This window comes from Cytobacillus sp. SAFR-174, assembly GCF_051964675.1.
GTDB lineage: Bacteria > Bacillota > Bacilli > Bacillales > Cytobacillaceae > Cytobacillus.
The window spans coordinates 193,444-207,175 of the sequence record NZ_JBQCMZ010000007.1 but is presented as its reverse complement, the minus strand read 5'-3'; the positions used below and the strand labels follow the sequence as shown (position 1 = coordinate 207,175).

Below are 13,732 nucleotides of genomic sequence, written 5' to 3'. Positions count from 1 at the left end.
ATCCATTCTCCTCAAAGATCTGACGAGGGAGTTTGCCGGTTTGGTATTCATCTATGAATCTACTTTTAAATTCATCTGTGTAGGTAATAGAGCTTTCACTGACACGCTGTACATTTGGATTTTTTTGAAGTGTCTTTATCTCATTAGCTGAAAAAGTTATTTTACTCATAATGTCTCCTAATCCCCATATTCTTAATTCAAGTATATAAAAAATACCTGTAGGTTGAACACTCTCTTTTTCGAGTGTCCTTCCTACAGGTACCATTTTAGACATAAGCACCTTTTTCTTTTACCATTTACCCTCCCCAGAGGGACCATCATCAGTTTGTTCATCCTCATTCACTACTTCAAAAAGAGCTGATGCTTTCGGCTGCTTTCCGTCTTTTTGCGTTTCAGCAGCTGCAGTTACCTTGGAGTAACCTATTTCCACACCCTCAATGTACCATTCAGCCCCCCTCTGAACAGCACGGACTTTATCAGGCATCTCTGAGAGTACTTCAGCAATTTCCTGATCTGTGGCATTAAAAGGATTAAAGATCAGCAGTCTTTTTAATGCTATACTGTCTCCCCTGGCAATTTTATATACAGCTTTATTAAACTTTATTTCATCTAAAGCAATGTAAGGATCGGTTACGATCACTTTTATTTTCTTTTCAATGTTCGAGCCGTCCTTGGTTCTTACAATTAAATACGTTTCACCCGCAGATTTTCCAAAAATTGAATAACCATCGGTTAATGCAGCTATAGATGTATCTTCAATGAGCACCTCGAGTTCTTTATTGGATGCATCAGCTGGCGAAATTTCCACTTTAAATGATATTGACTTTTCGACATCCAATTCAATTGGATCTGGAGCTACTGATATCCTTTCAATTCTTCTATTAACTGTAATTGTCTTTGAGATTTCATTTCCAAACGCGAATCCTCCAGTTGCTTTAACCTTAATTATATAAGTTCCTGGAGCATTTAAAAGCACACTGTCCTTAGCGGCAAAAGGCTTCCATTCTTCTTTTTCCCCGTCTTTCTCAACTTTGTAGTAATAACTTACATCTTTACCTGCAACCAGTTTACTTAAGTTGAAGGCAATCGGTTCGTAAACAACATCCCTATGGGACAGGACCTTCCCGGAAACCTGACCTTTCATCTCAAAATCCGGTTCAAAATAAAGCATTGCCACACTATCATCGCTGTACTCAATTTTAATGCCTGATGCTTGAGTTTCTGTAAGAAAATACAAATTCTTTACAGGTTTATTCTTCAGATCATAATTATTCGGAAACTCCGTCTGCGTCAGTTTTCTGCCGTGATTATTTAAATCAATTTTTGAAATGATGCCTGATGCATCTCCATCATAAGCAATGTTATTAAAACTATATAATCTCACCTTTGCATCAATTACTTGGCTGGAAGCAGCGATGCTGGTTGATTGAGGCTTGTTCGGGAATCTGCTGTCAGTGTAAAACACTTGTGCACGCGGCATTGTTAATCCATAGAAAGCTCTATCTGCTTTTAATGCTAGTTTTGCAGAAAGATGATCCGGTGTGAAAGCACCATTTTTATAGCTGGTTTGCTGATTTGCCAGAATAAGGACTGCATATCTTTGTCCATTAATCATCACTTCTTTCACAGAAGGATCCGCAATGAGAATCCCATCAGGAAGCGGCTGTTTAATCACTACATCGCTGAGGCTTCCTTCCACTCTGCTATCAGGAATGCCTGTTGGCTCCAAATTATACTTTATATTGAAATGATTAGATTGAGTATTTGAATTCATTTCCTTGACTAATTCACGTAAATCATTTTGCACTTTTTCCAGCAGCATGGTTCCTTTAAATGATGCAGGGGCATCATCTTTCACTTCAATCTGCAGTTCAGGATGGACCAATACTTGTTCTTTATTATTCAAATCCTTGTATTTTAACTTAATATTATCTTTAAAAAGATACTTTCCCTCTTCCGCAAAATTTAGTGGAATACTGAAATCCAGTTCGCTTATTGTTTCTTTCCCAATATCATATTTGAAATTGACCTGTTTGGTTATAATGTTATTTTCAGTTTGGATGGCATTCGAGCCTTCTGCCAGAGAAACCTTTCCATTAAAGCGATTTAAGTCAATTTGTATCTCTGCAGTAATTGAAGGTTTCAGGACACTGCTTGAAATTCGTTCGAGTATATCCCCAATATTTCCTGTGCCCGCCTGAATGGCTGTTTCTCCAGTATAGTTGGACATCTCGTTTAGAAAGTTCATATCGATATCATTATCACTGCCAAATCCGATCGAATATAGTTTTATATTACTAACAGTAAGTTTTCTTACTTCATCAATAATAGCTTTTCTAATAGAAGTTTGAGTCGATGCATAGTTTTCATTATTATTTTTCAGATAATAACTCCTATTATTATTATCTAGAAAATATTCATCGGCCAAGTATTGATAAGGGATATAAGGATAAAAAGTCCCATTTTTTGTGTAGCCTTTCGTTAGAAGTTCTTCGATATACGTTACTTCTTCTGTTACTTTATTTGTCTCGCAAAATATTAAAAAACAGGATTTTTTATTAAAAGTTCTTATTTGTTTATTCTCCGAATATGTAGGTACACCATCAGTCAGGAAGATAATATTATTATTCGTATTCCCGCCTTTTAATAGCTCTTCCGCTTTTTTTATCGGATCCTTATAATTTGTTCCATTGATTGCTGATAGAGTCCTGACTTTTTCTTTTATCATGCCAAGATCATTTAGTGCATTTCCCGTTGGGTAAAAGAATCCCTCTTGCTCGCTGATTTTTTTATTGAAGGGGATTAAATAGTATCGGTCTTTGGAATTTGCAGTCTCTAAAAAGTGGTCGAGAGCATTTTTCATTGCGGCTTTAGCGCTGTCAAGTTTACCTGCATCATTCATTGAACCGGAAATATCCATAATAAAGACAATATCCATTGGTTCTCTATTACTATCAGATGCAGTTCCGCTCTGCTTTACTCTGAAATCCAGATTGGCTGCTGCCGGCTTGCCGGCTGGTTTAACGATTATATTCTGGGAAGGCTGAACGGTGAAGTTTAACTTGGCATCATTTAATCCAGATGCCATTGAAGGTTGAACAGATAGGGAGCATATAATAAGAGCGGTTAATAAACTAAGCAGTATTTTCTTTGCCATATAGTTAAATCCCTCCTTTACCAGTATTATGCATTACTCCCATTATACCAATTCACCTATAAAAACCATATATTTAATAGGTCCAAAGATTTGTTTTTTCATAAAAAAATCCTTTTGACAGGCAAAAGGATTTTACTTTACATATTCCGCAACCCTATTCCTCCCAGCCTGCTTAGCTCCAACATATAACGCTCTGTCAGCATGGCGTATGAGGGCCAGTGAATCATCGGCATCTTCCGGTGCAGCAGCTACCCCAATCGAAGCGGTAATATAAACTTTTGTACTGCTGCTTCTTCCATCGATGGTCTGTTTGAGCAGGAATGGACGATTGGCAATAGTCTGTCTGATAAGCTCGGCCCAGCCTATTGCATCTTCCTTGCTGGTATCAGGCATTAAGACAATAAATTCCTCGCCGCCATATCGGGCAGTAATTCCAGCCGTATCAATCAGATTTGTCAGCCGATCAGCCAGTTCGCAGAGGATTTCATTTCCGCTCTGATGTCCATACGTATCGTTCACTTTTTTAAAATGATCGATATCGAGTATGATAAGCGAGAGGAGATCCCTTGAACCATTTTGCAATCTGCTAAACTCTTCATTTAGCTTCGCTTCGATATAGCGGTAATTATATAGTTTCGTTAGCGCACAGCGCTCGCTTTTGGCTTTTGTTTCTTCATAGTGCCTGGCATTCTCAATGGCTATTGCAAAATGCGAACATAATATATCGACAATCATGAGCTGCGACTTTTCATATGCCCTTTTTTTCGTGGATGAAAGCAGCAGAATCCCCAATATTTCATTATTTCGGATGATTGGAACACAAATGATGCTCTCAGCATCTTCAGGCAAAAATTCCTTAGCAATGCTTTTCCATTTATTTTTCGAGTGAAAAAGGACGGATTTTCTGGTTTCCAAAACCAATCCGCTGATTCCCTCATTTTTATTTGTTGGCATAAGATCATTCGGCTTTATTAGTTCATGCTCTTTCCGGTAAATGGAGTGAAGTTCATCATTGTCTTTGATATCAAGGATGCAGGCATAATCAACAGGAACCATTTCGCTCAATTTCAAAATGAAAAGCTCCATAACCTCATTAACATCAAGGTGCTCGGCCATTTTATGACTTATTTCTGAGGCTTTTTGAAGGTAATCAATCACCTTCTCACTTGAGTAATAAAGATGAAGTATGATTGAAAGACTTACAAATGGCACACCTACAATCAGGAGTGCAATAATCCCCACTTCAGCATAAAGAATGTAAAGGATAAGGCCAATCGGGAATGTTATGAGTGAAGTGACTGTTTCCCAAATCAGGTCTTTTTCCAGAAAGGATATTCTCCTGCCATACAATGCAGCCTGAATTACACTGATTAATATCTGATTTAGTGTAAAATGAATGACCGGATAGGCGGCCGCAACCCAGAAATACTGGGGTTCAGCAATCAAATCTATGCCTGTTTTGCCTCCCATTGCAAAATAAGCCAGCCCGCTCAATAAAGAGACCGTAAAGAATAAAAGTGAGTTAAGCGGCAGACGAAACAGCTGGTCTTTTTGTACTTTAAGTCTTATAAGAAGTACCAGGACACCCACCTGAACCATAATTATTTCGGCAAGAAGACCAAAGGTTAAAAAGACTGCCATGGAAACCCATTGAATCAAAAAGATTGGTGTATTATTGACAACCATCGGCATGGAAGAAACGAGAAACATTAAAATAAAAAAGGCAAATAAGCTGATTCCCTGTCCTGAAAGATCGGGAGGGTAAAAATGATAGGTTAGCATGGAACCTGCGGGAAATAACAGTATCCATAATAACCATATTATTTTTTTGGCTCGTGAACTAACTATCTTTTTTCCCCTCCTCCAATTTATTCAGGAAAATAGTCTGATAATAAAAATATTTTATCAAATTTTCTAACTTTTGTCATATTTTCATTGTTTGTTTTCCAAAAGTTTCAAAAGAGCTGGCTTCACTTCTGATAGGAAGTAAAGGGATCCGGTTATGACAAGGACGCTGTTTTTTCCTGCTTCGCACACTTCAGTCTTCAATAGCTCTTTCCAATCTGTATGAAATTGTTTCCTGCTGTTTTCACTGAGATTATATAAATCTTCAGCTGATGCTGCTCTCGGAAAGTGAAATTCTGTAAAGGTGATGGAGTCTGCAGCAGAGTCAAGCTTATTGATCATTTTATCAAGCTTTTTATCAGCCAGAGCAGCAAATATAATCTTTTTGTTTCGATCTCCAAAACGCTTCTCCAGCTCAGCAGTTAAAGCTGATATCCCTTCTTCATTATGTGCCCCATCTATTACCACCAGCGGGTCAGGAGACACAATTTCAAATCTGCCGGGCCAGAAGGCAGTTTTCAATCCGGCTCTAATGTGTTTTTCCTCAATAATGAAAGAATAATACTTATTTAATAACTCTGCTGCCATTACAGCCAGGGATGCATTTTCAGTCTGGTGTTTCCCGCTCATCCCTGTCTCCAGATCATGGAACTCCTGAAAGACTGTCTCAAGGGAGAAAAACTCACCCTGAACCAGTGGTTTATGATCCGAAATAGCAAATTCCTTCCCCAGCTGATAAACTGGGGACTTTAAGCCTGAAGCTTTATCTTGGATAACAGCGAGTGCTTCTTCCTGTTTGACAGCGGTAATAACACTGATTCCAGGTTTTATGATTCCCGCTTTTTCAAAAGCGATTTTCTCATAAGTATCCCCCAGTATGGCTGTATGATCGAGCCCGATGCTTGTTATGATTGATAACACGGGATAAATGATGTTAGTGGAGTCATATCTGCCGCCAAGCCCCACTTCAAACAATACAAGATCCACCGGTCTTACATGACCAAAATATTGAAAAGCCATGGCAGTAATGATTTCAAACTCAGTTGGTCCGCCAAGTTCCGTCTGTTCCAATTCAACAGCCAGCGGATATATATCATTGGCAAGCTGAACAAGATCTTCATCTGCAATTGGAGTTCCGTTTAGGGAAATACGTTCATTAAAATTCTCAAAATAGGGCGATGTAAAAGTCCCGACCGAATAACCCGCCTCTTGAAGAATGGATCTTAAAAATGTAACTGTTGAGCCTTTTCCGTTCGTTCCGCCAATATGAACAGACTTAATTCTTCTCTCGGGATGGCCGAGTTTTTCCATCATCCATTCCATTCTCTGAAGTCCCGGCTTCATCCCCAGCCTCAGCCTTGAATGAATCCACTCCAGTGCTTCCTCATAAGCAGAAAACATATATATGCACCTCCGTTATACAGGAAGGAAGACGAATCCCTGATATGGACCCGCCTTCCCAAACTTTAATTATTCTCCTTTTAGCTCTCTAATGCGAGCTTCTACAGCTGCTCTCTTCTCGCTGTAGTCTTGTTCTTTTGCTTTTTCTTCTTCAATTACTTTTTCCGGCGCTTTTTTAATAAAGCCTTCGTTTGAAAGTTTCTTCTGAACACGATCTACTTCTTTATTTAATTTATCCCATTCTTTCTGCAGTCTGGCCACTTCTTCTTCAATATTAATCAGGCCCTCAAGCGGCAGGATAATTTCTGCACCAGTCACAACTGCTGTCATTGCCTTATCAGGGGTTTCAACCTCTAAAGCCAGCACCAGTTCCTCAGGGTTACAGAAGCGTTCAATATAGGCACGGTTATTTTCCAGTATAGAAAGAATTTCCTGGTCTTTAGCCCTAACCATCATTTTAATCTTCTTGCTCATTGGCGTGTTCACTTCAGCACGGCTGTTGCGGACAGAACGGATGATTTCAACAAGCAGCTTCATTTCATTTGCAGCCTGGTTGTCTGTGTATTCATCGTTCACAGCCGGCCACTGGGCAACTGTGATAGATTCGCCTGAATGAGGAAGGTTCTGCCAGATTTCCTCCGTAATGAATGGCATAAATGGATGAAGCAGGCGCATTGTGTTATCCAGAACATATGCCAGAATGGAGCGCGTCGTTTTCTTGGCAGCTTCATCTTCTCCATAAAGCGGAAGCTTCGCCATTTCAATATACCAGTCGCAGAAGTCATCCCAGATGAAGTTGTAGAGCACTCGGCCAACCTCTCCAAACTCATAGCGGTCAGACAATCTTGTAACTGTCTCGATTGTTTCATTCAAACGGGTTAATATCCACTTATCAGCAACAGACTTTTCACCGCTTAAATCAATTTCTTCGAATTTTAATCCATCCATATTCATTAAGGCAAAGCGGGATGCATTCCAGATTTTATTGGCAAAGTTCCAGGTTGCCTCTACCTTTTCCATACTGAAGCGAAGATCCTGTCCCGGCGAGCTTCCTGTAGAAAGGAAATAACGGAGTGAATCGGCACCATACTGGTCGATTACATCCATTGGATCAACGCCATTTCCAAGGGACTTACTCATCTTGCGTCCCTGTGAGTCACGAACAAGACCATGAATTAATACATCCTGGAACGGACGCTCTCCTGTAAATTCGAGACCCTGGAAAATCATTCTTGATACCCAGAAGAAAATGATGTCATAGCCTGTTACAAGAGCTGCTGTCGGATAGTATCTCTTAAAGTCAGCAGAGTCAGTATCCGGCCAGCCCATCGTTGAAAACGGCCATAATGCAGAACTGAACCATGTATCTAATACATCTTTATCCTGTTCCCAGTTTTCACTATCTTCAGGAGCTTCTTGACCTACGTAAACCTCACCAGTCTCCTTGTGATACCAGGCCGGGATGCGGTGTCCCCACCAAAGCTGGCGTGAAATACACCAGTCGCGGATATTTTCCATCCAGCGCAGATACGTTTTTTCAAATCGCTCCGGAACAAAGTTCACTTTTTCCTCTTTATTTTGAAGCGCAATGGCTTCATCTGCAAGAGGCTGCATTTTTACAAACCATTGTGTTGAAAGGTATGGTTCGACTACTGCACCACTGCGCTCTGAATGGCCCACAGAATGCATATGCTCTTCAATTTTGAAAAGAACTCCTTCTTCCTGAAGGTCCTTTACGATCTGCTTGCGGCATTCAAAGCGGTCCATCCCCTGGTAAATACCTGCTCGCGTGTTCATCGTGCCGTCTTCATTCATTACAAGGATTCTTTCAAGATTGTGGCGGTTTCCGATTTCGAAATCATTTGGGTCATGAGCCGGTGTAATTTTTACTGCACCTGATCCGAAATCCATTTCTACATAATCATCCGCAACAATCGGAATTTCCCGTCCTGTGATCGGCAATTTAACTGTCTTGCCGATTAAATGCTTATAGCGCTCGTCTTCCGGATGTACTGCAACAGCAGTATCGCCAAGCATCGTTTCAGGGCGCGTAGTGGCAATTTCGATATGTCCCGAACCGTCTGTCAGCGGATATCTCATATGGTAGAAAGCGCCTTGAACATCCTTATATATAACTTCAATATCAGAAAGGGCTGTTTTCGTAGACGGATCCCAGTTGATAATGTACTCGCCGCGGTAAATCAGTCCTTTATTATAAAGTGAAATGAAAACATCTCTAACAGCTTTTGATAAGCCATCATCAAGGGTGAAGCGTTCACGGCTGTAATCAAGCCCTAATCCAAGCTTTGACCATTGCTGGCGGATATGGCTGGCATATTCCTCTTTCCATTTCCATGTTTCTTCCACAAATTTTTCACGGCCTAGATCATAACGGCTTTTTCCATCATTGCGAAGTTTTTCTTCAACCTTTGCCTGCGTGGCGATACCTGCATGGTCCATTCCAGGAAGCCATAAAACATCGTAACCCTGCATACGCTTCATTCGGGTGAGGATATCCTGCAGCGTCGTATCCCATGCATGGCCGAGATGAAGCTTTCCTGTTACGTTCGGAGGCGGGATTACAATTGTATACGGCTGCTTCGTTTCGTCATCTTTTGCTTCAAAGAACTTCCCTTCCAGCCACCAGTCATATCTTCCTTTTTCAATCGCCAGCGGATCATATTTCGTCGGCATTGTTAATTCATTGTTATCCATATGTCATTCTTCCTTTCTAAAAGCAATCAGCAAAAATAAAAAACTCCATTCGCCATAAAAGGACGAATGGAGTTTGTTTCGCGGTACCACCTTTTTTTCAACCACTATAGAAAAGCCCAAAAGACATTCTTATAGTAATTGACACTTATGCAGATAACGGATTTCCCGTCTTTTACTACTTGGCTTAAGCCTTTCGCAAAAGATGCTCTGGGGCGACCTTCCAACGGTTCTGCCTGGATAACCTTTCAGCTGCTGGTTTTCCTCTCTAAAAGGCAAATGGCCATTGTACTCTTCCCTGTCTTAGCATCGATATAAAGTTATATATAAAATATACTACCGAAAAAATACTGTTATAGTCAATAAGGATAACCCAATTTTTTATATATTATTCACTGTCTCCATTGAAGTGCTGATAAATCAGCCCTTATTCATTGCCGGGGTGCTGGAACGTTATAGGGGAAAAAATGAAAATAGGCACTTTACGGAAAAAAGAATCATAGGATATATATAAGAACATTGGGAAAAGGGGTATGCACAAATGAGAAGAAAATATAATCCATACACACTGCCTCCCTGGTTAAGAACTTTCAGGAATGTATGTGCACAATTCATTATCCCGTTCTGTGTTTTTCAAGGCATAAGAACCATATTATTGCCTACTACCTTCGATGTACTGCTGCTCTCGCTGTTCATCCTGATCGCTATCGCCTTTCATCTTCAATTGGTTTAAGGAGCCCGCATTCTTCAGCTTTGGGCTCCTTCCTGTGCCTGAGCTTCTGCTGCCGCTTTTGCTTCCTGCTTTTGCCTCTCAATCTCATCGATTCTCATAACGGCATATTCAATATTTTTTAAAAGCCAGTACTGCCTTTGCAGATGCTGAACCGCTTTTCTTTCTCCTCTCTTTCCTTCCCCTTTATAATATTGTTCGCAAGCTTTGATAATCGGACCCGGATGAGCAAAGTAGCTTTGAAACAGCAGCATCTCGTCGTCCCTGAAGGGAAAGTACTTCATATAAGTGTAAATCCATTCTACACATTCTTCCGATCTTTTTGGATATGTTTTCAGTGTTTTTGATAAAAACGGCAATAAATCATGGAGTGGCGACCCCTGTCTTGCATTTTCGAAATTTGTGAAGTAGCCATATCCCCTATCATCGTATAAAAAATGTTCCGTTGAAACTTTTCCATGAATGATGACCGTACGTGCTTTTTCACTTTCCTTTGTTTTTTCATACCAATCTTTAAATTTGTTTGTGGAGAATTTTAGTGCCTGACTGACATCATGGTAATATAGGGAAAACATTAGCTCAAAAGGAGACATATACTCTTTTCTTTCGCAGGCCTCGATGAATCCCTCCAAAAACTCCTTTTCCTTCTCCCATTCCTGTAAGGTATTTTCATAATGTTCGGTACGGTCTTCTTTTTTTATAGGAACTTCCCGTGAGGACAATGTGTGGAGTCTTGCCAATTCCCTAATCATCTGCTGATGCCGCTCAAATCTGTCCTCCTTTTCTTCATTGGACATCCAGGGCATTAAATAAAATAATTCATTTTGATGGAGCACCGCATATCTTCCGTCCACCGTTGGGTAAATAGGCACTATTCTGTTATAGCCTTTTTGAAAGAGTGTTTGTACATGCCTTATAAAATCTGCTCCACGCTGAGGCTTTATTTTCTTCAAAGCAAACACGCCTTTGCTGCTGTAAATCTTCTGAACTCTCCCAAAATCCTCTACAAAATGCGGCTCTAATGAATAATGTTTTAAAATGGGAGAGACTTTCTGCAGCCGATTTTTTTCTTCCACCTTAACCACTCACTTTCCAGAATGAAAAAATATATATTGGTGAAACGAAAATAGCTGAGCGGGTTATCAATACCTGCTCAGCCTTTTAACCTTTTAATGGGCTACCGCAACAGGAATGTACAGCACTTGCCCTTCATAAATATCCTGATTAATTTCCAGATGATTCACCCTTAAAAGCTGCTGGGACGGTATATCATACCTTTCAGCAATGGCATCAATTGTATCGCCGTTCTGCACAATGCAAACCTTGAGTTTAACATGTTCTTCTGACTCTTCCTTGCGGGCAAAAAACTCAGTTAACGACATGCTTTTCTTTTTGGAGAGTTTCTTTTTCTTAGCTTCCTGTTCTGAAGAGGATGATGATTCCTCTGTTTCCTCACCAGTTTCCGGTGCAGCTGCCTGGACAGGTTTCTTTTCAAAAGAGGGGCTATCCGATTCGGATGTTTCCGTCATTTGATAAATTTCCTGTGCAGTTGGCGGTTTTTCCTCTTCGCTGCGCTGGGAAGAGAAAGATACTTCCGGGGCAGTTTTCTGCTTCTGTTCTTCTTGTGGCTGTTCTTGAGTTACTTCAAGCGCTGCCGGCACTGCAGGTTTGATGACTTCCTGCTCTTCCGTTTCAGGCTGCTTTCTTGCTTCTGCCTCAAATGGGATATATACCTCAGCTGTCTCTAGATGCTCTTCCGGCTGCCCCTCTTCCCGTATATCTTCCTCGGCGCCAGCGAATACCTGTTCAGCGGTTGCCTGTTCCTCCCTTTCTTCCTCCTGCTCCTGTTCTTCCTGCTGATAAGACGGCCATTCCTGCAAAATCAGCTCTTCCTCCTCTGTCTCCTCCACCGCTTCAGGAGATCTGTACAGGGGCTCTAATTCTTCAGTTTCAGGTTCAGTTTCTTCCTCCCATACTTGAACAGGCACATGCTGCTGATCACCATATAATCCTGTAATAGTTAAATTAGCTGTCAGCTTCATACAGCTTCTTTCCGGCAGAACATAATCGAAGGACTCTACCGCAACGTCAATATCGTAAATGCTTTGGATTCTATTATTCGGAATGGTGATATCGACAGGAAAATAGTGTTTGAATTCACAAATTCCTTCTCCCCGTTCTTCGATTGTCTGAACGAACTTGGTAACTGCAAAATCCTCTTGTTCTTCTTCGGATGCTTCTTCATCGCTGCGTCTATACTCACCCGCCAGTTCCAGTGCTCCCTGGATTGTTACATATTGATCGCTTTCCTGAATTGTTATATTGGGGTCTAACGAGATGGAAATCAGGTCTGATACTTCCTGTCCTTTTTGAAACCATACTGATTCTTCTAAAGAAAATCGTAAGCACGATGGATTCCCCTGAGACAAAGCGACTCCTCCCTTCGAATCTTTGCGTTTAATCACTATGTCATTAACAATCCTATGAGGGATGAGGATACTTTATGATTAGAAAAATAGCGCTTTAAGGGAATATGAAAAACACTCATCAAAATGATGAGTGTCAGGTTTTGCTTATTTTAATTTGGAGAATGCCTGTTCAGCAGCTAAGATTGTTTTTTCGATATCCTCATCTGTATGTGCAGTGGAGAGGAAGAGTCCTTCGAATTGGGATGGCGGCAGGAAGACTCCCTGATTTGCCATTTCCCTATAATATTCCGCAAAGAATTCAAGGTTGGATGTTTTGGCTTTTTCATAGTTAATAACGTCTTCATTTGTAAAGAAGATGCCAATCATGGATCCGGCACGGTTGATGGTGTGCGGGATATCATATTTTTCAGCAGCTGCCTTAAGCCCTTCTTCCAGTCTGTCTGCTTTTCTTTCAAATTCTTTGTAGGAATCCGGTGTCAGCTGGCTTAAAGTCTCGAAACCGGCTGTCATGGCAAGAGGATTTCCTGATAATGTTCCTGCCTGGTAAATTGGGCCGCTTGGTGCAATCTGCTTCATTATTTCAGCTTTTCCGCCATATGCACCGACTGGGAGACCGCCGCCAATAACTTTTCCAAGACATGTAATGTCCGGTGTCACGCCAAAATAGCCCTGCGCACAATTGTAGCCGACGCGGAATCCGGTCATTACTTCATCAAAAATAAGCAGGGATCCGTTTTGCTCTGTAATTTCTCTTAAGCCTTCAAGGAAGCCCGGCTGTGGAGGAACGACTCCCATATTTCCAGCTACCGGCTCCACAATCACACCTGCAATATCATCTCCGAATTGCTCGAAGGCATATCTTACACTTTCAAGATCATTATAAGGAACTGTAATCGTGTTTTTAGCAACACCTTCAGGAACTCCCGGACTGTCAGGCAGCCCTAGTGTTGCTACACCTGAGCCCGCTTTAATTAAAAGGGAATCGCCGTGGCCATGATAGCAGCCTTCAAATTTCATGATTTTATTTCGGCCGGTGTACCCTCGGGCAAGCCTTAAAGCACTCATGGTAGCTTCTGTTCCGGAAGAAACCATCCGAACCACTTCGATGGAAGGGACGCGTTCAATAACAAGCTTAGCAAGCTCATTTTCAATTTCAGTTGGAGCTCCGAAGCTTGTCCCCATTTCAGCTACTTTCTTAATACCCTCGACTACACGTTCGTTCGTATGACCCAGAATTAAGGGGCCCCAGGATAATACATAATCGATATATTCATTGCCATCGATATCGTAGATTTTAGAGCCGCGTCCGCGTTCCATAAAAATGGGATCCATATTAACCGATTTAAAGGCACGTACAGGAGAGTTTACTCCTCCAGGCATCAATTCGCTTGCCTCTTTAAAAGCCTTGTTAGATTTTTCATAAGAGCGCATGTCATCCCTCTTTTCTATTTAATAAGG

General features: G+C 41.0%; 9 protein-coding genes and 1 other annotated feature. Of the genes, 1 reads left to right on the top strand and 8 read right to left on the bottom strand.

The window, feature by feature from the left end:
* The 5 genes from ACTHRG_RS10105 to ACTHRG_RS10085 form a co-directional block, all read right to left on the bottom strand.
* On the bottom strand, nucleotides 1-274 hold a 274-nt coding region (locus ACTHRG_RS10105; RefSeq protein WP_440231117.1), incomplete at its 3' end, for an HTH domain-containing protein.
* A gap of 15 nt (nucleotides 275-289) precedes the next feature.
* Nucleotides 290-3,157 (bottom strand): vWA domain-containing protein, encoded by a 2,868-nt coding sequence (locus tag ACTHRG_RS10100; protein WP_076257341.1) that lies wholly within the window; start codon nucleotides 3,155-3,157, stop codon nucleotides 290-292.
* 132 nt (nucleotides 3,158-3,289) lie between these two features.
* The gene (locus ACTHRG_RS10095; RefSeq protein WP_440231116.1) at nucleotides 3,290-4,939 is read right to left on the bottom strand and encodes a sensor domain-containing diguanylate cyclase; all 1,650 of its coding nucleotides are present in this window, start codon (nucleotides 4,937-4,939) and stop codon (nucleotides 3,290-3,292) included.
* A gap of 150 nt (nucleotides 4,940-5,089) precedes the next feature.
* Nucleotides 5,090-6,403 (bottom strand): bifunctional folylpolyglutamate synthase/dihydrofolate synthase, encoded by a 1,314-nt coding sequence (locus ACTHRG_RS10090; protein ID WP_440231115.1) that lies wholly within the window; start codon nucleotides 6,401-6,403, stop codon nucleotides 5,090-5,092.
* A 69-nt stretch (nucleotides 6,404-6,472) separates the two neighbouring features.
* Nucleotides 6,473-9,118: a valine--tRNA ligase gene (locus ACTHRG_RS10085; protein ID WP_440231114.1), complete on the bottom strand. Its 2,646-nt coding sequence runs from the start codon at nucleotides 9,116-9,118 to the stop codon at nucleotides 6,473-6,475.
* Nucleotides 9,119-9,173: 55 nt separating this feature from the next.
* Nucleotides 9,174-9,429: a binding site (T-box leader), on the bottom strand.
* 227 nt (nucleotides 9,430-9,656) lie between these two features.
* Between ACTHRG_RS10085 and ACTHRG_RS10080 the strand changes: the two genes are divergently transcribed.
* Nucleotides 9,657-9,848 (top strand): hypothetical protein, encoded by a 192-nt coding sequence (locus ACTHRG_RS10080; RefSeq protein ID WP_019380294.1) that lies wholly within the window; start codon nucleotides 9,657-9,659, stop codon nucleotides 9,846-9,848.
* Nucleotides 9,849-9,862: 14 nt separating this feature from the next.
* Here ACTHRG_RS10080 and ysxE read toward each other — a convergent pair whose 3' ends face one another.
* The 3 genes from ysxE to hemL form a co-directional block, all read right to left on the bottom strand.
* On the bottom strand, nucleotides 9,863-10,921 hold the full coding sequence (gene ysxE / locus ACTHRG_RS10075) for a spore coat protein YsxE (RefSeq protein WP_440231113.1): 1,059 nt from the start codon (nucleotides 10,919-10,921) through the stop codon (nucleotides 9,863-9,865).
* A gap of 93 nt (nucleotides 10,922-11,014) precedes the next feature.
* Nucleotides 11,015-12,274, bottom strand: coding sequence for a stage VI sporulation protein D (gene spoVID / locus ACTHRG_RS10070; protein ID WP_440231112.1), 1,260 nt, complete (start codon nucleotides 12,272-12,274; stop codon nucleotides 11,015-11,017).
* A 144-nt stretch (nucleotides 12,275-12,418) separates the two neighbouring features.
* Nucleotides 12,419-13,705: a glutamate-1-semialdehyde 2,1-aminomutase gene (gene hemL / locus ACTHRG_RS10065; RefSeq protein ID WP_076257336.1), complete on the bottom strand. Its 1,287-nt coding sequence runs from the start codon at nucleotides 13,703-13,705 to the stop codon at nucleotides 12,419-12,421.
* Nucleotides 13,706-13,732 lie beyond the last annotated feature (27 nt).

What these genes read in the sequence shown, in the direction of transcription:
- ACTHRG_RS10095 (WP_440231116.1), bottom strand. Translation starts at nt 4,939, where the DNA reads ATGCTAACCTATCATTTTTACCCTCCCGATCTTTCAGGACAGGGAATC.
- ACTHRG_RS10080 (WP_019380294.1), top strand. Translation starts at nt 9,657, where the DNA reads ATGAGAAGAAAATATAATCCATACACACTGCCTCCCTGGTTAAGAACT.
- ACTHRG_RS10085 (WP_440231114.1), bottom strand. Translation starts at nt 9,118, where the DNA reads ATGGATAACAATGAATTAACAATGCCGACGAAATATGATCCGCTGGCG.
- hemL (WP_076257336.1), bottom strand. Translation starts at nt 13,705, where the DNA reads ATGCGCTCTTATGAAAAATCTAACAAGGCTTTTAAAGAGGCAAGCGAA.
- ACTHRG_RS10100 (WP_076257341.1), bottom strand. Translation starts at nt 3,157, where the DNA reads ATGGCAAAGAAAATACTGCTTAGTTTATTAACCGCTCTTATTATATGC.
- ACTHRG_RS10090 (WP_440231115.1), bottom strand. Translation starts at nt 6,403, where the DNA reads ATGTTTTCTGCTTATGAGGAAGCACTGGAGTGGATTCATTCAAGGCTG.